Source organism: Brevundimonas sp. NIBR10 (assembly GCF_027912515.1).
In the GTDB taxonomy this organism is placed as follows: Bacteria; Pseudomonadota; Alphaproteobacteria; order Caulobacterales; family Caulobacteraceae; genus Brevundimonas.
This window is the reverse complement of the sequence record NZ_CP115464.1, coordinates 1535578-1561750: the sequence shown is the minus strand read 5'-3', so window position 1 is coordinate 1561750 and position 26173 is coordinate 1535578. Positions and strand designations below refer to the sequence as shown.

The window sequence follows — 26173 nt, the reverse complement described above, 5'->3', positions numbered from 1 at the left end:
GCGGCGCTGCGTCCGCAAGCGGACTCAGCAATCAGCGCACCAGCAGGCGCGATCCGAAATAGCCCGCGAGCGCGGCCGTGCAACTGATGAAGGTCCCCCACGCCATGTCGGCGAGGGTGATGTGCAGGGCCCACCGCGTCAGGGTCGCCTGGTTGGTGAGGTCATAGGTCGCATAGGCCACGAAGCCGAACACCGCCCCGTTGATCGCCGCCCGGCTCCAGCTCTGTTCGTTCAGGGCCGGGACGACGGCCAGGAATGTGATCCCGAAGAGGAAGATGAAATAAAAGGCCCCGGCCGCGACGAAGTCGACCTTGGTGCGCATCCAGTCGCCGAGCACGGGGCGATAAAGCCTGTCGCCCATCATGGTCAGCCAGACCACGTCGAGCACCAGCATGGCGATCGCGGACGATCCATAGGCGGCGATGTATTTCAGCATGGGATCCTCAAGGCTTCTTCAGGCGATAGTGGCTGACGCCCCAGACCGTTCCGTCCGAGTCGCCGAACAGGCCGGCGGTGGCCATGTAGAAACGCCGCCAGCGCCGGGTCCACAGGGCGGCCTGGTCGCCATAGACTTCGGTCATGATGGCGCGGACCTCCTCGGCATTGGCGTCCATGTTTTCCAGCCAGTGGTCGGCGGTACGCTGGTAGTGGGTGCCGGACCAGCGCCACTGGTCGTCGATGGTCAGGATATCTGAATACTGACGCATCAGGCCGTGGCTGGGCATGACGCCGCCGGTGAAGAAATGCTGGGCGATGAAATCTGAATCGTCCGAGACCTCGAACCGGTAGGGCTGGTCGACGTGGCTGAAGACGTGGATGAACATCCGGCCGTCGGCCTTCAGCCATCCCGCCGCCCTGGTCAGCAGGGCGCGCCAGTTGGCCATGTGCTCGAACATCTCGACCGAGACGATCCGGTCGAAGGTGCGGTCGATGTTGAAGACGTTCATGTCGGCAGTGATGATGGTCAGGTTGGTCAGGCCGCGTCTGGCCGCCTCGCCGTCGATGAAGGCCTTCTGGCTGCGCGAGTTGGACACCGCCGTGATGGTCGAGTTCGGATAGTGTTCGGCCATCCACAGGGACAGCGAGCCCCAGCCGCAGCCGAGTTCGAGCACGGCCTGGCCGTCGTGAAGGTCCGCGTGTTCGCTGGTGATCCGTAGGGCGCTGGCCTCGGCCTGATCCAGGGTCGCGGTCGGGGATTCGTAGAAGCAGCTGGAATATTTGCGGTGCTTGCCCAGGCACAGTTCGAAGAAGCGGGCGGGCAGTTCGTAGTGCTGTTCGTTGGCAGCGTCGGTGTGTTCCGCGACCGGTCGGGCGGCCATTTCGCGGGCGAACTCGGCCTCGACGTCGGCGGGCGGGGTCTTGAGCGCCTTGCGCGCATTGGCGACCAGAAGGGCGATGGCGGGGCGGGTCACGAAGTCCGGAAACGGCGCGTCCTGGAGTTTGTTGACGCTGTTGGCGAGCAGGCTCATCGGGCGGTCCTCAGGAGGCTTTGGAAGGGCGGGGGAAGAAGGCCCCGACGCGGTTCTGGTAATCGACGTAGGCCTGGCCGCGCGACTTCAGCATGGCGGCCTCCAGCGGGGGCACGCCGGTCAGGCGGGTCAGGATCAGATACATGACGATCGGCGCGATCAGGGCGGCCCAGCCCCAGGGCCAGTTTGCGGTCAGGTCGATGGCCATGACGGGGTATGCGACCCAGCCGAACCATTCGAAGACATAGTTGGGATGGCGCGACAGGCCCCACAGGCCCTTGTCCATGATCCGGCCCCTGTTGGCGGGGTCGGCCTTGAAGGCCTTCATCTGCTGGTCGGCGATGCCCTCGCCCGCGATGGCGACGGCCAGGATCACGGCGCCGACATAGTCGGTCAGCGTCAGGCCTTCGCCGGGGCGCAGGGCCGCCGCGGCGATGGAGGCGCACAGCAGGGTCGTCGCCGGGGCCTGGACGATGGCGAGACCGAACAGCCGCTTGCCGAAAGTGGGGCCCCACTCGGCCTTGAGCATGGTGTAGCGGGCGTCTTCTTCCCTGGTGCGGGCCACGCGGATGGCGATGTAGGCACCCAGTCGGACGGACCAGACGGCGACCAGGACCGCGACCAGGATCTGGCGCGCGCTCGGGCCATCGACGTCCCAGGCCCATGGCGACAGGGCGACGATGACCCCGGTCAGGCCGGTGCCGAAGGTCCAGAACACGTCGGTCCAGCCGGCATTGCCGGTCTTGAGCACGGTGGCCCAGGCCGTCGTCATGACGACCAGCATGAAAATCAGGGCGAAGGCGAGGGCGAGCAGCACGGCGGCGTCCTATCGGCTGATCAGCTGGCGGGTCGGCAGGCCGAGGCGGCCCATGCGGGCGATCAGCTCGGTCTTCTGGGCGGCGCTCATGGTCGGGCTGCGCGACAGGAGGGCCGGGAACTGGCCGTCGGCGGTCGTGGCGATCATCCACGAATAGTCAGGGGCGATGTCGATGACCCAGTACCTCTGGCGGATCAGGCCGCCGAAGAAGCTGGCCTCCCATTTGGCGTTGGTGGCGGAGTCGAGGACGCGGGCGGTCGTGTTGATGGTCGTCGTCCGGCCCGTGCGGCTGCCGCGATGGCAGGTCTGGCTGATCGAGAAGCTGGTGGCATTGCGGCGCGACCAGACCTGATTGGCGGCCCAACAGTCGCTTTGGCGATCGTTCGGGGTGCGGGCGATCTCGTACCAGCGGCCCATGAAGCGATCGAGATTTATGGTCGCGCGCGGTTCGGGGGCCTGGGCCAGGGCGGCACCGGCCGATCCGGCCAGCAGGGCGATCGCGAGGGCTATGGAACGGAACTTACGCATGGTGACCTCGGGGTTCGGAGACGGCACCGACCGTGACTGGATAGGCGGGGGTGACGCCGCCGCGCAGGCGCAGGCCCTTGAGCAGCAGCCGCACCGCCTCCCAGTGGATGCCGGCGATGACCTTCAACGTGAGCAACGGATGGCCGATCCAGGCGGCCAGCAGGTTGCGGTCGGTGATCTCGGCCCGGTGCGCATGGAAGGCGGTGAAGAGGATCGGCCCCTGGGCGTCCTCGACCGTGATGGCGACACTGGCGGCCTCGCCGGGCACGCCGGTCGGCGGGGTCACGGCGAAGCGATAGGCCAGGTCCATGTCCATGAAGGGCGAGACGTGAAAGGCCTTGTCCACGGACTGGCGTACCGCGCCGGCGGTCTGCTCGACCGGCATCAGATAGGCATGGCGACCGCCGAAGGTGTTGGACACCTCGTACAGGATGGCGCTCAACCGGCCGTCCACGGCGTGGCAGAAGAAGACGCTGAGCGGATTGAAGCCGTAGCCCAGGATGCGGGGCATGGTCAGCAGCTGGACCGGGCCGCCGCCCTCGATCCCGGCCTCGGCCAGGCGGGTCGCGATCTGGGTCTTCAGCGGCGTCTCGGAGCGGTCGCCGAAGTCGGAGGCGCGCAGGGTCATCAGGCCGAACCGATCCGCGCCGAGCCAGCGCAGACGCTTCACCAGCCCGTCCCATTCGTCGAGGTCGAGCAGCAGCATGAAGACGCGGTATTGCAGGGCATGGACGCGCGGACGGGTCCGGCGGTGGAACACCGTACCGGCATAGAGGCCCGAGCGTGTGCCCGCCTGGGTCATTCGGCCGCGAGCGCCATGGCAGAAGCGGGAGACGGCACGGTCAGAGGGATGCGGCCGCTTTCGTTCTCGACCGTCCAGGGACGCCGCACGCCGCCGATGGCCTCGGCGACGGCGAGACCGGCCTGGAGGCCGTCCTCGTGGAAACCCGAGCCGAACCAGGCCCCGGCGAACCAGGTGTCGTTGACGCCCTGAAGCGACCACAGCTCGCTCTGCGCAGCCAGGGCGGCGGCGTTGAAGATGGGGTGATCGAACTCGCGATCGACCAGCACGGTCGCAGGGGCGGGTTCGCGCTCGGGGTTCAGGGTGACGAACAGATTGTCGCCGGCCAGACCCTGCAACAGGGTCATCCAGTAGGTGACGCTGGGCTGACCCGCGTCGCCCGCCACCGGTTGTTCGCCGACGTAGTTCCAGGCGGCCCAGGCGGACTTGCGCCGGGGCATCAGGGCGGTGTCGCGGTGCAGGACGACGCGGTTCTTGCTGTAGCGGATTGCCCCGAGCAGGCGCGCTTCTTCGGCCGTCGGATGCTCCAGCATCGCCAGGGCCTGATCGGAATGACAGGCCAGGACGACGCCGTCATAGGATCGGCGCTCGCCGTTGGCTAAGATCGTCGCCCGGCCCGGCGTCCGCTCGATCAGATCGACCGAATGATTCAGCAGCACCTCGCCCCGGAAGGCGCGGGTCAAGGCGTCGACGTAGGAGCGGCTGCCGCCCTCGACCGTCTTCCAGTTGGGCTTGAGATCGACCTCGAGCAGGCGATGGTTGCGGTAGAAACGCACGAAGGCGGCGGCCGGATAGTCGGCCATCTGGCGCGACGAGGACGACCAGATCGCCGCTGCCTGGGGCAGCAGATGCAGGTCGCGGAAGGCCTGGCCATAGCCCTTGCGGTCCAGGTAGTCGCCCAGGGAACATAGGGACTGATCCAGCTCGGGAAGGTCGGCCTCGGCCTCGCGGTGGAAGCGTTTCAGGTCGGCCAGCATGCTCCAGAATTTCGGGTTTGCCAGGTTGCGCTTCTGGGCGAACAGACCCTTCAGGCCATGGCTGGAATATTCGAACCCGCCGGCCTCCATCGACACGGCGAACGACATATGGGCCGGTTTGGCGGCGACGCCGAGGTGGTCAAGCAGGGCTGTGAAGTTCGGATAGTTGGGCTCGTTGTAGACGATGAAGCCGATGTCCACCGCCGTCATGCAGGAGCCGCGCTGATCGAAATCCGGCGCCTCAACTGTACAGGCATGACCGCCGACCCGGTCGCCGGACTCGTACAAGGTGACGTCATGATGTTGCGACAGCAGCCAGGCCGCCGACAGGCCCGACACGCCTGATCCGACGACGGCCAGCCTGCGGCGGACGGACGAAGGCTCTTGATGCGGCGGGATGCGGTCGTACATGAAGCCCTGCGGTATCGGTGTTTCTGACAGTCGGGCTCAGCTACGTGCGGCGTCGCGATCCGGATGCCGGGAAAGCTAAGCTTGAGAGGACGCGAAAGTTCCAGACAGGCGGCGCATCCGTTCGGAACACGGTGCGTAGCTGTTCACGGGGTTGCGGTTTGCGTCCTGGTGCGTGGAGTGAAGACAGATGACGGCTCCCCTGGTGGACGACGTTCAAGGCCGGTTCGGATTCGATCTGCCGAGACCGAACCGTATCCTGCTGTGGGCCTTTCGCGCCGCCGACAAGGACTGGCAGGGGCGTGGCCTGACCATGGTCATGCCCGATCGTCAGGAGCATCATTTCGGACCGCCGTCACCCGATCGGGCCGTGCTCGACATCCGCGATTGGGGCTTCATCCACCGGATCGTGGCCGGCGGGGCGATCGGCCTGGCTGAGAGCTATATGGCCGACGAGTGGCGCACCCCCGACCTTGCGCGGACCCTGATCGTGCTGGCGGACAATTTCGACCGGCTGGGCAAGCTGACCCAAGGGAACGCCCTGGTGCGGGCCTTCAACTGGGTCACGCACAATCTGGGGCGGATGAACACCCGGGCCGGATCGAAGAAGAACATCGTCGCCCACTATGACCTGGGCAACGACTTCTATTCGCGCTGGCTCGATCCGAGCATGACCTATTCGTCGGCGCTGTGGACGCAAGGCAGCCAGTCGCTGGAGCAGGCGCAACACGAGAAATACGCGGCCGTGGCCCGGTCCATCGACCTGCAGCCCCACCACCGGGTGCTCGAGATCGGTTGCGGCTGGGGTGGGTTCGCGGAATATGCGGCGCGCGAGATCGGCTGTTCCATCGTCGGACTGACCCTGTCTCCGGCCCAGCAGGCGTTCGCGGTCGAGCGGATGGCAAAGGCCGGCCTGTCCGACCGGGTCGAGATCCGGTTGCAGGACTATCGCGACACGGCCGAGACCTTCGACCGCATCGTCTCCATCGAGATGTTCGAGGCGGTCGGCGAGCAGTGGTGGCCGACCTATTTCAAGGTGGTGCGCGATCGGCTGGTGCCCGGCGGACGGGCGGGATTGCAGATCATCACCATCCGCGAGAACCTGTTCGAGGCCTATCGGCGCGAGGTCGACTTCATCCAGAAATACGTCTTCCCCGGCGGGATGCTGCCGTCCGAGCCGCGCCTGAACCAGGAGACGGCGGCGCAAGGGCTGGTGACCACTGAGACGCGGCGTTTCGGCGCCGACTACGCCCGCACCCTGGCCCTGTGGCTCAAGCGGTTCGACGAGACCCACAGCGGCATGGACGCGACCTTCGACCGGCTGTGGCGGTTCTACCTCGCCTATTGCGAGGCGGGGTTCTCTACGGGCCGAACCGACGTGGTTCAGGTGTCGCTGGTGCGGCCGAACTGACGCTTTCGGGCCGAATCTGAACCAACCGCCGCGCTTCGCATTGCTGGTCTGCAATTCGAGGAACAGCGATCATGGCCGCACGACCCACCTGGCAGGGACATCTGAAGCTGTCGCTCGTCACCTGTCCGGTGGCGCTCTACACGGCGACGTCGTCGTCGAGCGAGATCCACTTCAACCTGATCAACCCCGAGACCAACAACCGCATCCGCATGGTCCCGACCGACCCGGATACCGGCCCGGTCGAACGCTCCAGCCTGGTCCGGGGATACGAGGTGTCCAAGGACGAATACGTCCTGTTCGACGACAAGGATTTCGATCAAGTTCGTCTGGAAAGCACCCGCACCATCTCGATCGACAAGTTCGTCGACGAGACCGAGATCGACCGGCTGTACTGGGACGATCCCTTCTATGTCGTGCCGGAAAAGGGTGCAGGAGTTGAAGCCTTTGCCGTCATCCGCGACGCCATGCAGAAACAGGGCAAGATCGCCCTGGGGCAGCTGGTGCTGCGCGGCAAGGAGCGTCAGCTGGCGCTGGAGGTGCGGGGCAAGGGGCTGGTCGCCTATACACTGCGGGCCCACGAGGAGGTCCGCGACGCCGACGACTATTTCGACGACATCCCCACGGTCAAGGCCGACGCCGACATGGTCGAGATCGCCGCCCGGATCATCGCCCAGAAGGAGGCCGACTTCGACCCGACCGAGTTCAAGGACCGCTACGACGACGCCCTGCGCGAACTGATCAAGTCCAAGACCAAGGGCGGCAAGGGGGTGGTCGAGGTCGAGGAGCCGGACGACACCAATGTCATCGACCTGATGGAAGCCTTGCGAAACAGTCTGAAGGGATCGGCGACGGGGGCGAGGAAAGCCCCGGCGAAAAAGGCGGCGACGAGGAAGCCGGCCGCGAAGAAGAAGGCGGCCTGAAAGCGAGAGGCCGGAGCGACGTCAGGCCAGTGAGGTCAGGGGGCGTGTCGTCAGCGACAGGGCGTCCGCGTCGAACTGGGCCGCCATGGCGATGATGCGGTCGCGGTCAACGCCGCTGGTCATCCATTCCGCGCGGCGGCGAAACGAGCGCGCGCGGTTCTTGAGGTTGTCGATCTGGATCACGATGGGTCCCTCCCCGGGACACTCATACAACCCGTCCGAGAGCGCTTTGTTCCATACGACTGTCTGGAACCGGACATTCAGGGGCCAATGTCCGATCCTGTGGCCTTGATCGCCGGCCGCAAGCTCTTCGCCGCCGCGCGAAAATCCTTCCACGGATCGGGCTTTCCGAGCAGCGCCTCATAGTTCCAGAGGTTGAAGACGGAGGGGTCCAGGCCCGTCCTCACCTGGCTCCAGGACAGCGGAAAGGCGATGCCCGCGCCTGGGCGGGCGCGCGGCGACCAGGGGGCCACGGCCGTCGCCATCCGGCCGTTGCGCAGATAGTCGAGGAAGATCTTTCCTGCCCGCGCCTTCTTGGCCAGGGTGGTGGTGAAGCGGTCGGGGGCGTCGGCGCGAATAGCCTCCGAGACCGCCTTGGCGAAGGCCTTGTTCTGGTCCCAGGTGATCCGGCTGCGGGCGTCGGTCCTGATCGGCACGACGACGTGCAGGCCCTTTCCGCCGGTCGTCTTGACGAAGGGCGTCAGGCCGAGGGTTTCGAGTTTCGTCTTTACGACCTCGGCGGCCGAGATCACGTCGTTGAAATCCAGGCCCTCGTCGGGGTCGAGATCGAAGGTGATCTGGTCCGGGATTTCCGGCTCGCCCGGCGCGCAGCCCCAGGGATGAAGTTCCAGCCCGCCGGACTGGCCGATGGCGACCAGGCCGCCGGCATCCACGACCGAGACATAGGGTTTGCGCTCGTTGACGTCGATCAGCTTCAGCCGGGGGTTGGAGCCGGGCATGGCGTGGCGCTGGAAGAAGGTCTCGCCGCCGATGCCCTCGGGGGCGCGGATGACCGAGGTGGGGCGGTCGCCGACATGGGGCAGGATGCGGTCCGAGACGGCCTCGTAATAGCGGGCGAGGTCGGCCTTGGTGATGTCGGGGCGACCGTCGGTTCCGGGCCACAGCACCTTGTCCGGGTTGGACAGGGTGACGCCGGCGACGACGACCTTGCCGGGTTTGCCGCCGAGTTTCAGCTGGGGCGGGGGCGAGGCCTTGACGGTACCCTTGGTGCCCGGTGCCGCCTTGGGATCGACGGGGGCCTGGGGCATGGCATCGACCTCGGCGGCCGCCTTGTCCTCGCGCAGGCCCTTGAAGGCGGCCTGACGCAGGGAGCCGCTGTCGGTATAGCCGCCGTGTTCGATCTCGGCGACCAGGACCGGCTTGAGCCAGTGGATCGTGCCGCCGGTGGAGGACCGGCGCGGTGCGGCCTTGCCGACGAAGGGGCTGTGGTCGGCGGCCTGGGCCTTCAGGGCGGGGAGGAGCCGTTTGACCACCGCTTCTGAATAGCCCGTGCCGACGCGGCCGAGGTGACGCAGGCCCTTGCCGGCCGTCTTGTCCACGTCCTGGACGCCGACGATCAGGGAGCGGAAGCGGTCGCCCTCCGAGGTCCAGCCGCCGATCACCACCTCGTCCCTGCCCCGGCATTTCGACTTGACCCAGGTCGAGGATCGGCCGGCGGTGTAGGGGGCGGTCAGGTCCTTGGAGATGATGCCTTCGAGGTCCATGCGGCAGGCGCTGTCGAGCACGGCCTGTCCGGTCGTGGCGAAATGATCGACGTAGCGGATGCGTTTGGCGGCCGCCTTCGGGATGCGGTCGATATAGGCCTGGAGCCGCGCCTTGCGATGCGAGAGCGGCAGTTTGCGCAGGTCCTCGGGCCCGTCGAACAGCAGGTCGAAGGCGAAGAAGATGAGCCCGCCGGTCTCGCCGTCCGAGATCGCTGCCTGGAGCGCCGAGAAGTCAGGCATGTGGTCGTCGGCGAGGGCGCAGAGCTCGCCGTCCACGACGCCGTCGGGCCATTTCGCCGCGTCGGCCGCATGGGCCGCGAACCGATCCGACCAGTCCAGACCCTTGCGGGTGCGCAGGGTCGCACTTCCGCCGCCGACGCCGACCTGGAGGCGGTAACCGTCGAACTTGATCTCATGGGCCCAGCCGGTGCCGCGCGGGGGGTAGTCGCCGACCTTGCACAGCTGGATCGGGACGAAGGCCGGGGGTTTCGTGAGCGGGGCGGGGGCCGCCTTCGGCTTCGGAGGTGCCTTTCGGCCGGTGGGCTTGGACGAGGTCCACTGTTTCCGGCCGTCGGCGATCTGGGCCATGGTGCGGCCCGAGGTGACCGAAGCGTCGATCTCCATATTGGCATCGCCTTCGCCGTCGACGGTGAAGTCGTCGATCTCCTTGATCAGCAGCCAGTTGTTGCGTTTGGACGGTTTTCCCCGATCGCCCTTGAGCCGGATCAGGGCCCATTTGCCCTTCAGCCGTTCGCCGTGCAGGACCATCTTGACCTGACCCTTGGCGAAGGCGGCGTCGAGGTCGGGCTCCTGGGGCTCCCAGCTGCCCTCGTCCCACATCTGGACCGTGCCGGCACCGTAGTTGCCGGCCGGGATCGTGCCCTCGAACCCGCCGTAGTCGAGCGGATGGTCCTCGACCTCGACGGCCAGGCGCTTGATGGTGTGGTCGCGCGACGGGGCCTTGGTCACGGCCCAGGATTTCAGGACGCCGTCGACCTCGATGCGGAAATCGTAGTGCAGCCGCGTCGCCGCGTGGCGCTGGATCAGATAGCGCAGCGGGGCGCCCTTCCTCGCCTTGGCCTTCTTGCCCTTGGGCTCGGGCGTGTCGGCGAACCGGCGCTTGGCCTGATAGGTGTCGAGCTCGCCCTTCGCGGTCATGACCCTGGAGCCTTCAGGAACTTGGCCAGGGCCTTCTCGAATCCCACGGTCTCCGCGCCCGGCAGCACTTCGGCCATCTGTCCGCTCTCATAGAGTTCGAACACGGCCGGGTGCACATAGGACGAGCGGCACACCGTCGGGGTATTGCCGAGCAGCCCCGCCGTGGCCTTGACGCAGACGGTGATCGACCGTTTCGCGGCGGTCGGCGAGGTCGGGGGCTCCATGCCGCGCAGGGCCCGCGCCGCCGAGACCGTGCCGGCCCAGGTGCGGAAATCCTTGGCCGAGAACTGTTCGCCCATGGCATCGCGGATGTAGGCGTTCACGTCGTCGGATGTGACGGGGCACAGATCGCCGTCCTCATTGCGGTACTTGAACAGGCTCTGGCCGGGCAGGTCGCGCAGGGATCGGACGACGGTGGCGAGGCGGCGGTCTCGGACGCTGACCCTGTGCTCGACGCCGCTCTTGCCCTTGAAGGCGAAGGTCAGGCCGGTGCCGTCCACGGCCAGGTGGCGCTTGTGCAGGGTGGTCAGGCCGTAGCTGCGGTTCTGTCTGGCATAGACGGCGTTGCCGACCCGGATCAGGGTGATCTCGAGCAATTGCACGGCCGTGGCCAGGACCTTGGCCCGGCATGCCCCTTTCAGGGCCATGTCCGCCTCGACCTGTCTGCGCAAGCGCGGCAGGGCGGCGGCGAAGGCGGGCAGCTTGTCGAACTTGTTGGAGGCCGCGTGGGCGCTCCAGCCGTCGTGATAGCGATACTGTTTGCGGCCCTTCACGTCGCGGCCGGTGGCCTGGATATGGCCGGACGCGCGGGGACAGATCCAGACGTCGGTCCAGGCAGGCGGAATGGCCAGCATGCGGATGCGGTCCAGAACCTTCTCGTCGGTGACGGGCTGACCTTGGGCGTCCAGATAGTCGAAGCCCTTGCGCGACACCTTGCGGGTCAGGCCCGGCCGGTCGTCCGAGCACCAGGTCAGGCCCTTGGGAGCCGACTCGGTGGGAAATTTCGCCAGTCCGTCCGCCATCGCCGTCCCATTCGCCCGATCAGAGGCTGGCGAACGCATCATCGACGACGCCGTTCCTGAAGCGGCTGTTCGGCCGGCGGGCCCCAGGGTTGCGGCACCTGCACCGTGGACAGGCCGCCGTGCCTCGCCCATAGGGACGCCGTGAGCGCGCCCCCCTCTTCGTCACGCCGATACGATCTCGACTGGCTGCGCGTCGGGGCGTTCGCCCTGCTGATCTTCTATCATGTCGGTCTGGCCTACGGCGTCTACGACTGGCACATCCATTCGACCCATACGCTGTTGTGGATGCGCGAAGGAGTGCTGGTCACCAACCCGTGGCGGCTGACCCTGCTGTTCCTGGTCTCGGGCGCGGCGATCCGGTTCATGACCCTGAGGAAGACGCCGATCCAGGTGGCGCGGCTGCGCGTCGCCCGGCTTCTGCCGCCCCTGATCTTCGGCGTGCTGGTGCTGGTGACGATCCAGTCGTGGATCGAGGCGCTGGACAAGGGTGGGTTCGACGGCGGCTATCTGGCTTGGCTGGGGCATGAGTTCGGCCCGTCGGGCCTGGCCGACGGGGTTCCGCTGAACCACCTGTGGTTCGTCCTCTATATCGCGGTCTACAGCGCGGTGATCGTGGCCCTGATGACCCGTCCGGCCTGGATCGAGGCGGTCGAGCGCAGGATGGGACCGCTGTTCGCCGGCTGGCGGATCCTGATCCTCCCCGCGCTCTGGCTGATCGGGGTGCGGGTGCTGCTGTTTCCGTGGTTCGGCCTGACGAATGTCCTGTGGTGGGACTGGTACAACCATGCCCAGTCGCTGGCCGCCTTCCTGTTCGGCTTCTTCGCCGTGCGTCAGGTCTCGATCTGGCGCGATCTGGAGCGGTTCCGCTGGGTGGCCTTGAGCGTCGCGGCGGTCGCCCTGCCGCTGATGATGCTTCAGGTCGCCCATCCCGGAGGCGGAGCCTTCTGGGGCGTGCCGCGCAACATCGTGGTGGCCATCGACCAGTGGGCCGTGATCGTGGCCCTGCTGGGGTTCGCCAGCCTGCATCTGCGTGACAAGGGCGGCCCGGCGCTGACCTATCTGAACGACGCGGTCTTCACCTTGTATCTGGCGCATCAGACGGTGCTGGTCTGCGCGGTCTGGCTGATCCGACCCGCCGCGCTACCCGTGTGGATCGAGGCGCCCTTGCTGGCCGCCGTGACCTGGGGGGCCAGTCTGTTGATCTACGAGATCGTGCGGCGGATTCCGCTGCTGCGTCCGATCTGGGGCCTGCGTCCCCTGCCCGGTCGGCCGACCCTGGCCTGGCTGACAGCTGCGCACTGGTCGCACGTGCGGTTCCGGCGGCGGCGTATCCTGCTGGCCATCGGGGTCATGGCGCCGGTGCTGGCCTTTGCGGCCGTCGGGGTGGCTATCCTCGCCTATCCCGGCTTCGACAATGCCCGACAGTATCTGAGCGAGCTCGGCAATGACTCGGCCGCCAACCCCATGATCTTCAACGGCGGGGTCTTCGCCGCGGGCGCGATGGCCGGTTTCGCCGGGGTCGGCTTCGGCCTTGCGGTCAGCGCCATCACCCGGGCCCACATCACCGGCTGGCTGATCGGCATCGTCTTCGTGCTGGCCGGGGCGGGTCTGGCGCTGTCGACCCTGTTTCCGTATCCGGACCCGCGCCATCAGGTGATCAACATGGCCCTGGGCATCCAGGTGGCCCCGCTGCTGTTGCTGTGGGGGCTGGCCGGGACGCGGGAAATGCCGCGACTCAAGGCCTTCCTGACCCTGACCTTCGTGGTGATGACGATCCTGACCGTCATCACCCATCATCTGGTCTTGCCGGGCACGGTCAATCCGACCAACGTCGGCTGGTGGGAGCGGGCCTTCGCCGTGGTGCTGGTCACCTGGGTTGGGGTCACGGCCCTGATCCTGGGGCGTCACCTGCACCGACGCGCGGCCGACACGGAAATGTGAAAATCACGGGACAATCACGACTCCGTGATTGATTTTCACGAGAATGCGTTCATGCTGCGATGCAGTAGCCTGGCGCACCTTCCTTCCCCATCGCGCGCCGGTCTCCGGGATATCAAAAGACGCCATGAACAGTCTGGCCCTGCGCAGCGATGTCCTGGACGGCGCCGTCGATTTCGGCGCCGACACTTGGGCTCCTGACGATGCCCCGCTGGCCATGCCGCGCCAATCCTTCGAGACGTGGGCCTTCGACGAGAGCGCGCCGGCTGCGCCCGTCGCGACTTCGCCCCGGAACGTGGGCTTGCGCCGTCTGGTGCTGGCCGGTGCCACGACCCTGATCACCGTTCTGGCCGCCATCGCCCCCTTCATCCTGTACGGCCGCAAGGGCTGGGACGGGCTGGAGATGCTGGCGTTCGGCCTGTTCCTGATCCTGATCGCCTCGATCGGCTGCTGGTTCGCCAACTCGGCCATCGGCCTTTGGGTGCTGATGACCAACCGCGAACAGGAAGACCTGTCATTTTCGCCCCACCCCGAGGCACCGACAACCCGCACCGCCCTGTTGATGCCGCTTTACAACGAGGACGCCCATGCGGCGCTCGGTCGGTTGCACGCCATCGACGCGGGCCTGGCGCGTCTCGGCGTTTCGGACGCCTTCGACCTTTTCGTTCTGTCGGACACCAACAAGCTCGACGCCCTGATGTCGGAACAGGCCGTGTTCGCGGGCTTTCGCCTGCGCACCCATTCCCAGGCCTTCTATCGCCACCGCGAGCTCAACGTCGAAGCCAAGTCGGGCAACATCACCGACTGGACCCGGCGATTTGGCGGTGCCTATGAGTTCATGATCGTGCTGGACGCCGACTCGACCATGGCGGGCGAGACCGTGCTGCGCATGGTCGACGCCATGGAGCGGAATCCGCGCATCGGCCTGATCCAGACCGCCCCGACCATCATCAAGGCCCAGACCCTGTTCGCGCGCGTCTCGCAGTTCAGCGTCAAACTGTACGGCCGCGTCGCCGCCGCCGGTCTGGCCTGGTGGACGGGCTCGGAAGGCTCCTACTGGGGTCACAACGCGATCCTGCGCACCCGCGCCTTCGCCGAGGCCGCCGGCCTGCCGGTCCTGCCGGGTGTGAAGCCGTTCGGCGGCCACATCATGAGCCACGACGTCGTCGAGGCCGCCCTGCTGCGCCGCGCCGGCTGGGGCGTCCATGTCACCGCCGCCCTGGACGGATCGTGCGAAGAGACCCCGCCGACCATCACCGACTTCGTGCGCCGCGAACACCGCTGGTGCCAGGGCAACCTGCAGCACCTGGCCCTGCTGGGCGCGCCGGGCCTGACGGGTGCCAGCCGGACCCAGCTGTTCATGGGCGTGCTGGCCTATCTGGCCTCGCCCCTGTGGTCCGCCTCGCTGGTGACCGGGCTGGTGATCCAGCTCTACTATCCGATCGACTGGGCCTCGTTCTTCTACTTCCTGAAGCCCCAGTTCACGCCGTTCATGCTGGCATCATTGCTGGCCGGCGTGCTGCTGATCGGGCCCAAGATCATGGGCGCGGTCCTGGTGCTGTCGCGTCCGCGCGAGCGCCGGGCTTTCGGTGGCGGCCGCCAGATCGTCAAGGGGATGATGGCCGAGATCTTCCTGTCGGCCACCCTGGCCCCGATCTTCATGGTCGCCAACACGGTCGCCGTGACCAAGATCCTGATCGGTCAGGACGCCGGCTGGCATGCCCAGCAGCGCGACGCCGATGGCGTGTCGTGGAAGGACGCCTTCCGCTCCATGCGCTGGCAGATGGGCACGGGCCTGGCCTTCTGTGCCGCGCTCGCCTTCCGTCCGGACCTGGCCACCTTCTTCATCCCGATCGTCGGTCCGCTGCTGCTGGCCGCGCCGATCGTGGTCTGGACCTCGCGCCGCGCCTCCGGCAAGGCCTTCGCCCGCAACGGTTTTCTGGTCACGCCCAAGGGCGACGAACAGAGCGCCACGCCGTCCGTGCTGCACGGCCCGGTTCGCCCGAGCCCGCTGACCGACGGTGTCCGCGTCGCGGCCCTGCGCGCGGCGATGCAGAACGCTTAGGCCGCCACTCGCTCCGGCGCTGGCGATCGGGATGTTGCCTGACCATCTCTGGCCCACACGGTCAGTGAGGCGACTATGAACAAGATCGGGATTGCGGGGATTGCGGCAGGCATCGCCGCCCTAGCCTGCGTTTCTCTTGCAACAGCGGACACCGGACTACTCGTTGCCGAGCGTATCAGGACGCCAGACAGTCCCCTGATATGGATCCCTCACTCCAGTGACACGCCAATCGTGGACACGGGCCTACTGAAACTCCAGTGCACCTACTTCACGGGTTTGGGGATAGAGCGGCAGGTTCACGCCGACCACCTTTCGCGGCTTGGAACCCCACAATGTCCCTTTCTCAAGCCCAGGGACGATTGCGGACTGGTCAAGGCCGTCCAGCGTGCCGACGGAAAGCGCGACCCGTGGGGTAGTCGCCTGACATGGTCTCAGCCGAAGCACTGCCCGTCCTAAAGCTGCCCCATCTGATTGTCGTGATGCACGGCTTGGCTCTTCAGCCAGGCCACGAAGGCCGTGGCGCTGGGCGATGGCGGGCGATCGCGCGGCAGGACTACGTGATAGGCGAAGCCCACCGCCTCGCTGCCGTCAGGGAAGGGCGCGACCAGACGGCCTGAGGCCAGGTCCGCCTGGGCCAGGGTGCGTTTGGCAAGGGCCACGCCGCGGCCCGCCGCCGCCGCCTCGATCAGCATCGACGACTGGTTGAAGCGCGAGCCCTTGCGCGGGTCCGAATGCTTGACCCGGCGGGCCTTCAGCCACATCGCCCAATCCGGCCGCGAAGGATCGCCGTCGTTGGACATGTCGTGCAGCAGGACGTGTCCGGCCAGGTCGGCCGGCGTCCGGATCGGCTTGTCGCCTGCCATCAGCGACGGGGCGATCACCGGCAACACTGTCTCGGTCATCAACCGCTCGACGACATGGCCCGGATAGTCGCCGGGGCCGTAGCGCACGGCCAGGTCGGCCCCGCCCTCGCCCAGCACGGCGGGCTCGAGGTCGGCCGAAATCCAGACCTCGATCTCGGGGTGGGCCGCGTGGAAATCGTCCATGCGCGGCATCAGCCATTTGGCGGCGAAGGACGGCGTCACGCTGATCGAGACCTGTTTCTTCTTGGGTGGTTCGCGCAACAGGGACGAGGCGTCCATCAGCCGCTCGAAGCCCTCGCGCAGCAGGGGCACGGCCCCGCGCCCCAGGTCGGTCAGTTGCAGACCCTTGGCCTCGCGCTTGAACAGGGGGCCGCCGACGATGTCCTCGAGCAAGCGAATCTGCTGGCTGACGGCGCCGGGAGTCACCGACAGTTCGTCGGCGGCCCGGCTGAAGTTCAGGTTCCGCGCCGCGCTTTCGAAGGCGCGCAGGGCGTTCAGGGGAAGGAGCGGTCTGGCCATGGCGGTTAGAAATCCTATCAGGCCGACAAAGACAATCTGATTTGTGCGGCGCACCCCGCGGGCGGAGTGTGATCGCACGACCCACGGCAGGCTAGCCCCTCCGATCGAGGCCGGCGGAGCTGTCATGAGAGTCTTTCTAGCATCCATTCCCATGGACGGCGCCCGCGTCGTCATCGTCGGCGACGGCGAGCCCGCGCTGGCCAAGCTGCGCCTGTTCCAGAAGACGCCCGCCGATCTGGCCTGGTTCGCGCCGAACGGCGCACCGACGGGAGCGAGCGCAGCGCAGGGCGGTACGGTGGCAATCGACCGGCTGCCCCACGCTGACGATCTGGCCGGGGCCCGGCTGGTCTTCATCGCGATCGAGGACACGGACGTCGCGACCGATCTGGCCGCCCTGGCCCGCGCGACCGGAGCCCAGGTCAATGTGGTCGACAGGCCCGCGCTGAGCGACTTCCACACCCCCGCCCTGATCGACCGCGACGAGGTCGTCATCGGCATCGCCACCGGCGGATCGGCGCCCATTCTGGCGCGTGACATCCGCAGCAAGATCGAGGCGGTCCTGCCTGCCGGCCTGACCGAGGTGGCGAAGCTGGCGCGCGATCTGCGCGACACGGTGATCGCAAGCGTTCCCGACTTCATGGCGCGCCGGCGGTTCTGGGAGAAGGCCTTCCGGGGTCCGGCCGCCGACCTGGCCGCCGCAGGACGCACCGCCGAGGCCCGCCGCGAGATGATGCGGCTGCTGAACGCGTCCAGCGAAATCACCACCGGCCCGGAGCAGGGGGTGGTCCACATCGTCGGGGCCGGACCCGGCGATCCGGAACTGCTGACGCTGAAGGCGTTGCGCGTGCTTCAGGACGCGGACGTCATCATCCACGACAAGCTGGTCCCCGACGCGATCCTGGACCGCGCCCGCCGCGACGCGCATCGCCTATATGTCGGCAAGAGCCGCAGTCATCACTCGGTGCCGCAGGATCAGATCGAGGCCCTGATGGTCGAGGAGGCGAGGAAGGGTCAGCGCGTGGTGCGGCTGAAGGGCGGCGATCCGTTCGTGTTCGGGCGCGGCGGCGAGGAACTGGAGGCCATGCGCAAGGCGGGTGTTCCGGTCTTCGTCGTACCGGGCATCACGGCGGCCATCGGCTGCGCCGCCTCGGCCGGCATTCCCTTGACCCACCGCGACATGGCCCAGTCGGTGACCTTCGTCACGGCGCAGGAAAAGCCCGGCGGGATCGCGCCCGACTGGTCGCGGCTGGCCGGACCGAACCAGACCCTGGCCGTCTATATGGGCGTGGGCCGCGCGGCAGAGACGGCGGCGTCCCTGATCGCGGCCGGTCGCGATCCCTCCACGCCGGTGGCCGTGGTCGAGAACGGCAGCCGCCCGGATGAGCGGGTCATCACCGGTACGCTTGCCGAACTCGGTGGGCTGGTGGCGCGCGCCAGTCTGACCGGCCCGGCCCTGCTCTACGTCGGCGAATGCGCGGCGTTCAGCGCAGCGCAACTGGATGTGCAGGCGGAGTTGGTCGCATGAAGATCGTTACCGCCAATCGTCTGTCGGACGGCCGGGTCATCTATCTGGGTCCGGACGCCGCCGTGGTCGAGGACCTGGCCCTGGCCGCCCTGTTCGACGCGGACGCGGCCGATGCGGCCCTGATCGCCGCCGCGTCCAAGCCCGCGACGTGGGTCAATCCCTATCTGGTCGAGGTCACCGATGGCCCGACGCCTTCCGGCCGCGACCGGCTGAAGGAAACCATCCGCTCGGCCGGCCCGACCGTCGGCAACAGCCTGAACCACCGCGAGCCTGCCTGATGTACCGTTACGACGAGTTCGACCATGCCCTGGTCCAGGAGCGGGTCGCGGAGTTCGCCGATCAGGTCGCGCGCCGGGCCTCCGGTGCCCTGACCGAGGACGAGTTCAAGCCGCTGCGGCTGATGAACGGCGTCTATCTGCAACTGCACGCCTATATGCTGCGGGTCGCGGTGCCGTACGGGGTGATGAACGGCACCCAGATGCGCCGGCTGGCCCAAATCGGCAGGACCTATGACAAGGGCTATGGCCACTTCACGACGCGGACCAACATCCAGTTCAACTGGCCGGCCCTGACTGACCTGCCCGCCATCCTGAGCGACCTGGCCGAGGTCGAGATGCACGCCATCCAGACCAGCGGCAACTGCATCAGGAACGTCACCACCGACGTCTTCGCCGGGGCCACGGCCGACGAGTTGGAGGATCCGCGTCCGTGGTGCGAGATCCTGAGGCAGTGGTCGACGATCCATCCCGAGTTCAGCTTCCTGCCGCGCAAGTTCAAGATCGCGGTGATCGCGTCCGAGACCGACCGCGCCGCCATCCGCACCCATGACGTGGGCCTGCAGATCGTGAAGGGCGAGGACGGCGGCACGGCCTTCCGCGTCTTCGTCGGCGGGGGTCAGGGACGGCTGCCGCACATTGCCCAGGAGATCGCAACGGTCCCAGCCGTGGACCTGCTGGCCTATCTGACCGCCATCGTCCGGGCCTGGAATCTGGAAGGGCGGCGCGACAACATCCACAAGGCGCGGATCAAGATCCTGGTCGCCTCGCTGGGCATCGACGCCTTCCGCGAGAAGGTGGACGCCCATTTCGCCACCTTGCGTCGCGAGGCCCTGGCCATCCCGCAGGACGAGGCGGATCGCATCAAGGCCTATTTCGCCCCGCCCGCGTTCGCCGACCTGCCGAAGACTAGCGCGCCGTTCGACCGGGCGGTCCTGGCCGATCCCGACTTCGCGCGGTTCAGCAGGAACAACGTCCGGCCGCACAAGCAGGCGGGGTACGCGTCGGTCATCATCTCGCTGAAGCCGCTGGACGGCGTGCCCGGCGACATCACGGCCGAACAGATGGAGATCGTCGCCGACCTGGCCGAGCGCTATGCGTTCGACGAGGTCCGCGCGGCCTATGAGCAAAACCTCGTTTTGCCCCACGTCCGGCTGGACGACACCCCGGCCCTGTGGCGCGAACTGCTGGCGGCGGGGCTGGGCACGCCCAACGCCGACCTGGTCACCGACATCATCGCCTGCCCCGGCCTGGACTACTGCAGCCTCGCCAACGCCCGCTCCATTCCGGTGGCGCAGGCCTTGTCGAAACAGCTCGCCGATCTCGACTACCAGGAGCGGGTCGGGCCGGTGCGCATCAATATGAGCGGGTGCATCAACGCCTGCGGACACCACCACGTCGGCCATATCGGCGTGCTGGGCGTCGACCGGAAGGGCGAGGAATATTACCAGATCACGGTCGGAGGTTCCCCTGACGAACAGGCGGCGCTGGGCGAGATCGTGGGGCGGTCCCTGCCCGCCGACGAGGTGCCGGGAGCCATTACCCGGGCCCTGGATCGCTACCTGGAAATCCGTACCGAGGGCGAGCGTTTCATCGACACCGTCCGCCGGACCGGTGCCGAACCGTTCCGCGAGGCCATCTATGCGCCCTTCTCGAACCCGGAGGTCGCCGATGTCGCCGCCTGAGCTGGAACTGCTGGACGGGATCCACAATGGCCCGCGCCTGTCGGTCACGACGCCGCTGGACCAAATCGAGGCAGCTGCGCGAGAGACCGATGTGCTGGTGCTGGAGTTCGAGGCCTTTCGGGACGGGCGGGGCTTTTCGCTGGGCGCGATCCTGCGCGAGCGGGGCTATGGCGGCCGGCTGATCGCCGCCGGAAAGATCCTGCCGGACCAGGCGCGGCACCTGCGCCGGTCGGGTTTCGATGCGGTCGAGCTGAACCCCGGGGCCGACAGGGCGACGTGGGAACGGATGGATCACGCCTTCGACGCCGCCTATCAGGCCGCGATCGATCCGGTCCCGACCATCTGGCAGCGCCGCACCGCCGCCCAGAGCACGACGCCCCCTGCCCTGCCCCCAAAGCCTGACGGCGATCTGCATGCTCTGGCTGCGCGCCTGAACGAACAGGTCGCTGGACAGGATGCAGCGGCCATCCTGAAGGCAGCCCTCGACCCGGCCCTGGGGCTGAAGACCGCCGCCATCTCGTCGTTCGGGGCCGAGGCGGCCGTCCTGCTGCATCTGATCTCGGACGAGAAGCCCGACCTGCCCGTCGTCTTTCTGGAAACCGGCCAGCATTTCTTCCAGACCCTGCAATACCGGTCGCAGCTGACCGCCAGCCTCGGTCTGACCGACGTGCGGCTGGTCACGCCGGATCCGCAGGAAAAGGCCGATCTCGACGCCCGCGACGACCTGTGGAAGACCGACGCCGATGCCTGCTGCGACCTGCGCAAGACCCGGCCCCTGGCCCGCGCCACGGTCGGTTTCACCGCCCTGGTGACCGGCAGGAAGCGCCATCAGGCCTCGACGCGGGCCGGGCTGAAGCCGTTCGAGGTTCTGGACGGGGTGTTGCGCGTCAATCCGCTGGCCGACTGGTCTGCAGACGACGTCGAGGATCATCTGGTCGCCCACGCCCTGCCCCGCCATCCTCTGGTCGAGCAGGGCTACCTGTCGATCGGTTGCCACACCTGCACCCGCCCGGTGCAGGAGGGCGAGGATGCGCGCGCCGGTCGCTGGTCGGGGCTGGACAAGACGGAATGTGGTATTCACGTCGAACGACGCCAGCCGATCGCGGCCTGACCGCCCCTTCCCTACAGAGTATGCCCGTGACCACCGCCTCCATCACCGACCTGATCGGCAACACACCGCTGATCCGGCTGAACCGCCTGTCGGACCTGACCGGCTGCGAGATCCTGGGCAAGGCCGAGTTCATGAACCCCGGCGGCTCGATCAAGGACCGCGCCGCCCTGTCGATCGTCCAGTCGGCGCGGGCGTCCGGCGCGCTCAAGCCCGGCGGGACCATCGTCGAGGGCACGGCGGGCAATACCGGCATCGGCCTGGCCCTCGTCGGGGCCGCTTTGGGCCATCCCGTGGTCATCGTGATTCCGCGGACCCAGTCCGAGGAAAAGAAGCAGGCCATCCGCTCGCTGGGGGCCCGGCTGGTCGAGGTCGACGCCGCGCCGTTCTCGAGCCCCAACCATTTCGTCCACTATTCCGGCCGGCTGGCGGGCGAGCTGAACGCGTCGGAACCCAACGGCGCGATCTGGTCCAATCAGTTCGACAACCTGGCCAATCGCGAGGCCCACTACGCGACCACCGGCCCGGAGATCTGGGCCCAGACCGAAGGCAAGGTGGACGCGTTCGTCAGCGCCATCGGCTCGGGCGGCACCATCGTCGGCGTGTCACAGTATCTGAGAGAGCAGAACCCCGACATCCGAATCGCCATCGCCGATCCGGCAGGCGCGGCCATGTTCAACTGGTTCACGCAAGGCCAGATGACGTCGGAAGGCTCCTCGATCACCGAGGGCATCGGGGTGGCGCGGATCACGGGCAATCTGGAAGGGTTCAAGCCCGACCATGCCTATCGGATCGAGGATGCCGAGTTCCTGCCCATCCTGTTCGACCTGGTCCAGCACGAGGGCTTGTCGCTGGGCGGATCGGCGGGGGTGAACCTGGCGGGGGCGGTGCGGCTAGCCCGAGATCTGGGGCCGGGCCAGACCATTGTGACCTGCCTGTGCGATCCCGGCTCGCGCTATGCATCCAAGCTGTTCAACGCCGATTTCCTGCTCAGCAAGGGGCTGCCGACGCCGCCGTGGACGCAAGCCGCGGCGGCGGCGGCGGCCGCCTGACGGCCGGGCGTCCACGAGGCGGTTGCAGGTTCGTCCGCCTTCCCCATATTCAGGCCCGACGCCGAACTCGCCGCTTCAGGGAGATGGGCGTCGCAGTCGCTTGATTTGAGGACTCGCCAACGTGACCACACGAACCATCCTGTTCGACAGCCCCTTTTTGCTCGGTTTCGACCAGACACGGGCCCTGATCGACCGCGCCGCCAAGGCCGCGAACGAGTCCTATCCGCCCTACAACGTCGAGCAACGCGGCGAGAGCGAGGTCCGGATCACCCTGGCCGTCGCCGGATTCACGCCCGATGACCTGGCCGTGACCCTTGAAGGTCGCCAGCTGACCATCGCCGGCAAGCGCGAGCCGGTCGGCGAGGCGGACCAGGCGTTTCTGCATCGCGGCATCGCGGCGCGGGGTTTCGTCCGCAGCTTTGTGCTGGCCGACGGGCTGGAGGTCGAGGGCGCGGCCCTGGAGCACGGCCTGCTGCACGTCGACATGAAGCGGCCCGACCATATCGCGGCCGTGCGCCGCATCCCCATTCGCTCGGCCTGATCGCGACCGATCAGAGCCTTGATGCGAACCGTCCGGGGAACCGGGCGTTACCCTATCCAGAAGGAGGCGTTTCGATGCTGTCGACGCGTATGACCAAGGAAGATTTCGCCGGCCTGGGTGCCCCGGATCTCGTCTATGTGCGCGAGATCACGGCCGCCGATGTGCTCAGCGACACCCCGTTGAAGGATCTGGGCGGCTTCGACATCGATCCGGACCAGACCCTGTATGCCGTGCATGGCGCGAACGGTGAGCGGCTGGCCGTCATGATGGATCGGGAAACCGCCTTCGCCGCCGCCGTGGCGCACGAGCTCGCCCCGGTCTCCGTTCACTGATTTAGGCAGAGGCCGATCGGCCACTCCGGGGCCGCGCTCAGGCGGCGGTTGCCGCCTCGTTGCGGACGAACAGGGCATGGACCGCATCGACGGTGCGAGCTTGGCGCAGCTTCTCACGCAGTTCCGGCGAACGCAGGGCGCGCGACACTGCCGCCAGAGCCCTGAGGTGTTCGGCACCGTCGCGCGGCGGGGCGAACAGGGCGAACAGCAGGTCCACGGGCCGGTCATCCACCGAGCCGAAGGCCACCGGCGCGTCCAGACGCACGAAGACCGCAGAGATACGGCTCAGGCCCTCGATGCGGGCGTGGGGGATGGCGACGCCAGAGCCAAGACCGGTCGAGCCCAGGGCCTCACGTTCGAGCAGGGCGTCCAGTACGCGATCGGCGTCGAGGTTCAGCGACTGCGCCGCCGCCTCGGCGACGACGTGCAGTGCCTGGCGCTTTGACGAAGCGCCGCTGCGCAGGACGATACCGTCCGGCGCGAGCAGGTCATCGATGTCCATGCTATCCCCGACTCAAATCACTGACAGCCCACGATCGGCGGGCGGGCGCCGTTTAGACGCTCCGCCCGCCTTCGCATAGCCCTACACCCTAAACGCTTGCGGAAGCGTGTCCGTTGCTCTTGGCGGCACCATTGGAGGTGATGGTCCGTTCCGGGTCGATCCACCCGACGTTTCCGTCAGGCCGACGATAGACGACCGACAGGCCGCCGTGCGCCGCATTCCTGAAGAGCACGACCGGATAGCCCGTCATGTCGAGCTCGGCCACGGCACGACCGACGGTGATGGTGCGGATTTCGCTCTGGGTTTCGGCGATCACCATGCCGACGGGCGGCGGGCCGTCCTGGGTTCCCGCATCGCCGAAGACCTCGTCCTCGACCTCATCGGGGTTACGGAACACGATCGAATGGGCGACCTCGGCCGCAGCCATTTCGGTCTTTTCGGGGGAGAGGCCCTTGGGCCCGGCGTGGTGGTCCTTGAGCCGTCGCTTGTAACGACGCACCCGCTTCTCGAGCTTGTCGAGACTTTCCGTGAAGGCGGAATGGGCGTCGCCGCCCATGCCCGTCGTCACGAGGGTCTGCCCCGACGCCAGGCGGACCCAACAGTCCACCTTGAAGCCGAAACCGTCCTTGGACACCACGACCTCGGCGTTTTCACCGCCGCGTTCGAAGTATTTTCCGACGCCCTCTTCGAGTTCCTGGGAGATGCGCGAGCCTAACGCTTCGCCGACATCCACATGCTTGCCGCTCACTTGCACTTGCATGGGAGTAGAACGCGACTCCTCGCGGAAGGTGTCAATCCATATCACGGATTTGTGGCAAAGCTGATCGCCGATCAGGCGAACTTCAGCATCCGACGGCGCTGCACCGAGGACGGAATCCTCAAGGCTTCCCGGTACTTGGCCACGGTCCGGCGGGCGATGTCGATCCCGGCCTCGTTCAACAATTCGACGATGCGGTCGTCGGACAGGACGTCGCCGTCGCGGCCTTCGTGATCGATCATCGCCTTGATCCGGTGCCGGACGGCTTCGGCGGAATGGGCCGCGCCGTCGCCCGTCGCATTGATCGAGGCGGTGAAGAAGAATTTCAGCTCGAACACGCCGCGCGGGGTCGAGACGTATTTGTTGGAGGTCACGCGACTGACCGTCGATTCGTGCATGCCGATGGCGTCGGCGACGGTCTTCAGGTTCAGGGGGCGCAGGAACTCGACGCCGAACGCGAGGAAAGCGTCCTGCTGGCGCACGATCTCGGCCCCGACCTTCAGGATGGTGCGGGCCCGCTGGTCCAGCGACTTGACCAGCCAGGAGGCCTGGGCCGCGCAGTCGGCGACGAAGGTCTTTTCGGTCTCGGTGCGGGCACCGGCCGAGATGGTCGCGTGATAGCGTTTATCGACCAGCAGGCGCGGCAGGGTGTCGGAGTTGAGCTCGACCTTCCAGCCGCCGGCCGGGTCGGGGCGGACGTGGACGTCGGGGATCACCGTCTGGGCCGTCTCATGACCGAAGCCCGCGCCGGGACGCGGCGTCAGGCCCTTCAGCTCTGTGATCATCTCCGACAGGTCTTCGGCATCGACGCCGCAGGCCTGGCGCAGGGCCGTCAGGTCGCGCCGGGCCAGCAGTTCGAGGTTGTCGAGCAGGGCGGCCATGGCCGGGTCGAAGCGGTTGCGCTCGACCAGTTGCAACCTCAGGCATTCGGGCACGGAGCGGGCCATGACGCCGGTGGGCTCGAAGCCCTGACAGACGATCAGCACCGCCTCGACGCGATCGAGGCCGCAGCCCAGCCGGTCGGCGATCTCGGCCAGTTCGCCCCGCAGATAGCCGCCGTCATCGACCCCGTCGATCAGGCTGAGCGCGATGGCGTGATCGACCGCCGAAAACCCGGCCGAGGAAGCCTGGGCCTGAAGGTGTTCGGACAGGGTGGGGATCTGGGCGTCGGGGCGTTCGCCGCCGTCGCCATCGTTGAACGACCCACCCTTGCCCGCCGCCGACCAGTCCGACAGGCCGGGCTGGGAGGCCGCGTCATCGGACAGCCGGTCCGAGGTCCGTTCGCCGGGGGTGGCGTCGCCATAGACGTCGTCCTCGCGCGCATCGACGGTGGATGAGCGATCCGAGGCCTCGCCGTCGGTGAAGCTGAGTTCGTCGGAGCGGGTGATTTCGGCAGGCGCGTCGCGGGCCTCCTCCAGACGGCTCTCGACAGGGGTGCCGTCGGTCTCGTCGCGTTGCAGGAGGGGGTTCTTTTCGAGCTCGGCCTCGACATATTCGTCCAGTTCCTGGTTCGAGAGCTGCAGCAGTTTGATCGCCTGCTGGAGCTGGGGCGTGATGACGAGGCCCTGCCCCTGCCTGATCTCCAGCCTTTGCCCAACCACGATCGTTGCGTCTTTCGATAAGGGGGCCGACATGGCCCGGAACTTGCTGTCGCCCACGATGACGGCAAGCGGTTAACGGCGCTCTAAGCGGTGGGGACGGCCCCGTCATTCTTCCCCCGCTCGCGGGGGAAAGCGGTCCGTCGTCGAGCGGAGCGAGACCAGGACCGATGGGGG

Annotated in this window: 24 protein-coding genes; 11 read left to right on the top strand and 13 right to left on the bottom strand. The window is 67.4% G+C overall.

The window, feature by feature from the left end; all coding sequences use genetic code 11:
* Positions 1–31 precede the first annotated feature (31 nt).
* From O5K39_RS07670 to O5K39_RS07645, 6 genes are read right to left on the bottom strand one after another with little or no spacing between them, the layout of a single operon-like run.
* On the bottom strand, positions 32–436 hold the full coding sequence (locus O5K39_RS07670; RefSeq protein WP_271146685.1) for a DUF2177 family protein: 405 nt from the start codon (positions 434–436) through the stop codon (positions 32–34).
* 7 nt (positions 437–443) lie between these two features.
* Positions 444–1469 (bottom strand): cyclopropane-fatty-acyl-phospholipid synthase family protein, encoded by a 1026-nt coding sequence (locus O5K39_RS07665; protein ID WP_271146684.1) that lies wholly within the window; start codon positions 1467–1469, stop codon positions 444–446.
* Positions 1470–1479: 10 nt separating this feature from the next.
* Positions 1480–2286: a DUF1295 domain-containing protein gene (locus tag O5K39_RS07660; protein WP_271146683.1), complete on the bottom strand. Its 807-nt coding sequence runs from the start codon at positions 2284–2286 to the stop codon at positions 1480–1482.
* 9 nt (positions 2287–2295) lie between these two features.
* On the bottom strand, positions 2296–2814 hold the full coding sequence (locus tag O5K39_RS07655; protein ID WP_271146682.1) for a lipocalin family protein: 519 nt from the start codon (positions 2812–2814) through the stop codon (positions 2296–2298).
* Positions 2807–3616, bottom strand: coding sequence for a DUF1365 family protein (locus O5K39_RS07650; protein ID WP_271146681.1), 810 nt, complete (start codon positions 3614–3616; stop codon positions 2807–2809). Before O5K39_RS07650 ends, O5K39_RS07655 begins: the two co-directional genes overlap by 8 nt.
* Positions 3613–5004 (bottom strand): FAD-dependent oxidoreductase, encoded by a 1392-nt coding sequence (locus tag O5K39_RS07645; RefSeq protein ID WP_271146680.1) that lies wholly within the window; start codon positions 5002–5004, stop codon positions 3613–3615. Before O5K39_RS07645 ends, O5K39_RS07650 begins: the two co-directional genes overlap by 4 nt.
* 187 nt (positions 5005–5191) lie before the next feature.
* Between O5K39_RS07645 and O5K39_RS07640 the strand changes: the two genes are divergently transcribed.
* The gene (locus tag O5K39_RS07640; protein ID WP_271146679.1) at positions 5192–6412 is read left to right on the top strand and encodes a cyclopropane-fatty-acyl-phospholipid synthase family protein; all 1221 of its coding nucleotides are present in this window, start codon (positions 5192–5194) and stop codon (positions 6410–6412) included.
* Positions 6413–6483: 71 nt separating this feature from the next.
* On the top strand, positions 6484–7332 hold the full coding sequence (locus tag O5K39_RS07635) for a Ku protein (protein WP_271146678.1): 849 nt from the start codon (positions 6484–6486) through the stop codon (positions 7330–7332).
* Positions 7333–7353: 21 nt separating this feature from the next.
* On the opposite strand, the gene O5K39_RS07630 is transcribed toward O5K39_RS07635, so the two are convergent.
* From O5K39_RS07630 to O5K39_RS07620, 3 genes are all read right to left on the bottom strand, one after another.
* The gene (locus O5K39_RS07630; protein WP_271146677.1) at positions 7354–7515 is read right to left on the bottom strand and encodes a hypothetical protein; all 162 of its coding nucleotides are present in this window, start codon (positions 7513–7515) and stop codon (positions 7354–7356) included.
* A 77-nt stretch (positions 7516–7592) separates the two neighbouring features.
* Complete coding sequence (gene ligD, locus O5K39_RS07625; protein ID WP_271146676.1) at positions 7593–10214, bottom strand: DNA ligase D; 2622 nt, start codon at positions 10212–10214, stop codon at positions 7593–7595.
* A complete protein-coding gene (locus tag O5K39_RS07620) occupies positions 10211–11236 on the bottom strand; it encodes a DNA topoisomerase IB (RefSeq protein WP_271146675.1) in 1026 nt (341 codons plus the stop codon). Before O5K39_RS07620 ends, ligD begins: the two co-directional genes overlap by 4 nt.
* A gap of 141 nt (positions 11237–11377) precedes the next feature.
* Between O5K39_RS07620 and O5K39_RS07615 the strand changes: the two genes are divergently transcribed.
* Both O5K39_RS07615 and mdoH read left to right on the top strand, forming a co-directional pair.
* A complete protein-coding gene (locus O5K39_RS07615) occupies positions 11378–13177 on the top strand; it encodes an acyltransferase family protein (RefSeq protein WP_271146674.1) in 1800 nt (599 codons plus the stop codon).
* A 124-nt stretch (positions 13178–13301) separates the two neighbouring features.
* Positions 13302–15239 (top strand): glucans biosynthesis glucosyltransferase MdoH, encoded by a 1938-nt coding sequence (gene mdoH / locus O5K39_RS07610; RefSeq protein WP_271146673.1) that lies wholly within the window; start codon positions 13302–13304, stop codon positions 15237–15239.
* Positions 15240–15691: 452 nt separating this feature from the next.
* Here the strand turns inward: mdoH and gcvA are convergent, their stop codons facing one another.
* Positions 15692–16621 (bottom strand): transcriptional regulator GcvA, encoded by a 930-nt coding sequence (gene gcvA, locus O5K39_RS07605; RefSeq protein ID WP_271146672.1) that lies wholly within the window; start codon positions 16619–16621, stop codon positions 15692–15694.
* Positions 16622–16745: 124 nt separating this feature from the next.
* Here gcvA and cysG point away from each other — a divergent pair, with 124 nt between their 5' ends.
* From cysG to O5K39_RS07570, 7 genes are all read left to right on the top strand, one after another.
* Positions 16746–18146: a siroheme synthase CysG gene (gene cysG, locus O5K39_RS07600; protein WP_271146671.1), complete on the top strand. Its 1401-nt coding sequence runs from the start codon at positions 16746–16748 to the stop codon at positions 18144–18146.
* Positions 18143–18424 carry a DUF2849 domain-containing protein gene (locus O5K39_RS07595; protein ID WP_271146670.1) on the top strand — a complete coding sequence of 94 codons (282 nt, stop codon included), beginning with the start codon at positions 18143–18145 and terminating at the stop codon, positions 18422–18424. Before cysG ends, O5K39_RS07595 begins: the two co-directional genes overlap by 4 nt.
* A complete protein-coding gene (locus tag O5K39_RS07590) occupies positions 18424–20106 on the top strand; it encodes a nitrite/sulfite reductase (RefSeq protein ID WP_271146669.1) in 1683 nt (560 codons plus the stop codon). Before O5K39_RS07595 ends, O5K39_RS07590 begins: the two co-directional genes overlap by 1 nt.
* Positions 20093–21217 (top strand): phosphoadenylyl-sulfate reductase, encoded by a 1125-nt coding sequence (locus O5K39_RS07585; RefSeq protein WP_271146668.1) that lies wholly within the window; start codon positions 20093–20095, stop codon positions 21215–21217. The genes O5K39_RS07590 and O5K39_RS07585 overlap by 14 nt, the downstream gene beginning before the upstream one ends.
* A 20-nt stretch (positions 21218–21237) precedes the next feature.
* Entirely contained in the window at positions 21238–22266 is a 1029-nt protein-coding gene (locus tag O5K39_RS07580; RefSeq protein WP_271146667.1) for a cysteine synthase A, read from the top strand.
* A gap of 121 nt (positions 22267–22387) precedes the next feature.
* Positions 22388–22807 carry an Hsp20 family protein gene (locus O5K39_RS07575; RefSeq protein ID WP_271146666.1) on the top strand — a complete coding sequence of 140 codons (420 nt, stop codon included), beginning with the start codon at positions 22388–22390 and terminating at the stop codon, positions 22805–22807.
* Positions 22808–22881: 74 nt separating this feature from the next.
* Positions 22882–23139 (top strand): DUF1150 domain-containing protein, encoded by a 258-nt coding sequence (locus O5K39_RS07570; RefSeq protein ID WP_271146665.1) that lies wholly within the window; start codon positions 22882–22884, stop codon positions 23137–23139.
* Positions 23140–23176: 37 nt separating this feature from the next.
* Here the strand turns inward: O5K39_RS07570 and ptsN are convergent, their stop codons facing one another.
* From ptsN to rpoN, 3 genes are all read right to left on the bottom strand, one after another.
* The gene (gene ptsN / locus O5K39_RS07565) at positions 23177–23641 is read right to left on the bottom strand and encodes a PTS IIA-like nitrogen regulatory protein PtsN (RefSeq protein WP_271146664.1); all 465 of its coding nucleotides are present in this window, start codon (positions 23639–23641) and stop codon (positions 23177–23179) included.
* An 88-nt stretch (positions 23642–23729) separates the two neighbouring features.
* Complete coding sequence (raiA, locus tag O5K39_RS07560; RefSeq protein WP_271146663.1) at positions 23730–24401, bottom strand: ribosome-associated translation inhibitor RaiA; 672 nt, start codon at positions 24399–24401, stop codon at positions 23730–23732.
* A gap of 71 nt (positions 24402–24472) precedes the next feature.
* On the bottom strand, positions 24473–26032 hold the full coding sequence (gene rpoN / locus O5K39_RS07555) for an RNA polymerase factor sigma-54 (protein WP_271146662.1): 1560 nt from the start codon (positions 26030–26032) through the stop codon (positions 24473–24475).
* Positions 26033–26173: the final 141 nt, after the last annotated feature.

Excerpts from the sequence above, each read along its gene's own strand:
- O5K39_RS07590 (WP_271146669.1), top strand. The coding sequence starts at position 18,424 with ATGTACCGTTACGACGAGTTCGACCATGCCCTGGTCCAGGAGCGGGTC.
- O5K39_RS07585 (WP_271146668.1), top strand. The coding sequence starts at position 20,093 with ATGTCGCCGCCTGAGCTGGAACTGCTGGACGGGATCCACAATGGCCCG.
- O5K39_RS07620 (WP_271146675.1), bottom strand. The coding sequence starts at position 11,236 with ATGGCGGACGGACTGGCGAAATTTCCCACCGAGTCGGCTCCCAAGGGC.
- O5K39_RS07570 (WP_271146665.1), top strand. The coding sequence starts at position 22,882 with ATGCTGTCGACGCGTATGACCAAGGAAGATTTCGCCGGCCTGGGTGCC.
- rpoN (WP_271146662.1), bottom strand. The coding sequence starts at position 26,032 with ATGTCGGCCCCCTTATCGAAAGACGCAACGATCGTGGTTGGGCAAAGG.
- O5K39_RS07665 (WP_271146684.1), bottom strand. The coding sequence starts at position 1,469 with ATGAGCCTGCTCGCCAACAGCGTCAACAAACTCCAGGACGCGCCGTTT.
- ptsN (WP_271146664.1), bottom strand. The coding sequence starts at position 23,641 with ATGGACATCGATGACCTGCTCGCGCCGGACGGTATCGTCCTGCGCAGC.
- O5K39_RS07645 (WP_271146680.1), bottom strand. The coding sequence starts at position 5,004 with ATGTACGACCGCATCCCGCCGCATCAAGAGCCTTCGTCCGTCCGCCGC.
- mdoH (WP_271146673.1), top strand. The coding sequence starts at position 13,302 with ATGAACAGTCTGGCCCTGCGCAGCGATGTCCTGGACGGCGCCGTCGAT.
- O5K39_RS07650 (WP_271146681.1), bottom strand. The coding sequence starts at position 3,616 with ATGACCCAGGCGGGCACACGCTCGGGCCTCTATGCCGGTACGGTGTTC.
- O5K39_RS07580 (WP_271146667.1), top strand. The coding sequence starts at position 21,238 with ATGCCCGTGACCACCGCCTCCATCACCGACCTGATCGGCAACACACCG.
- gcvA (WP_271146672.1), bottom strand. The coding sequence starts at position 16,621 with ATGGCCAGACCGCTCCTTCCCCTGAACGCCCTGCGCGCCTTCGAAAGC.
- O5K39_RS07640 (WP_271146679.1), top strand. The coding sequence starts at position 5,192 with ATGACGGCTCCCCTGGTGGACGACGTTCAAGGCCGGTTCGGATTCGAT.
- O5K39_RS07655 (WP_271146682.1), bottom strand. The coding sequence starts at position 2,814 with ATGCGTAAGTTCCGTTCCATAGCCCTCGCGATCGCCCTGCTGGCCGGA.
- cysG (WP_271146671.1), top strand. The coding sequence starts at position 16,746 with ATGAGAGTCTTTCTAGCATCCATTCCCATGGACGGCGCCCGCGTCGTC.
- O5K39_RS07595 (WP_271146670.1), top strand. The coding sequence starts at position 18,143 with ATGAAGATCGTTACCGCCAATCGTCTGTCGGACGGCCGGGTCATCTAT.
- raiA (WP_271146663.1), bottom strand. The coding sequence starts at position 24,401 with ATGCAAGTGCAAGTGAGCGGCAAGCATGTGGATGTCGGCGAAGCGTTA.
- O5K39_RS07670 (WP_271146685.1), bottom strand. The coding sequence starts at position 436 with ATGCTGAAATACATCGCCGCCTATGGATCGTCCGCGATCGCCATGCTG.
- O5K39_RS07635 (WP_271146678.1), top strand. The coding sequence starts at position 6,484 with ATGGCCGCACGACCCACCTGGCAGGGACATCTGAAGCTGTCGCTCGTC.
- ligD (WP_271146676.1), bottom strand. The coding sequence starts at position 10,214 with ATGACCGCGAAGGGCGAGCTCGACACCTATCAGGCCAAGCGCCGGTTC.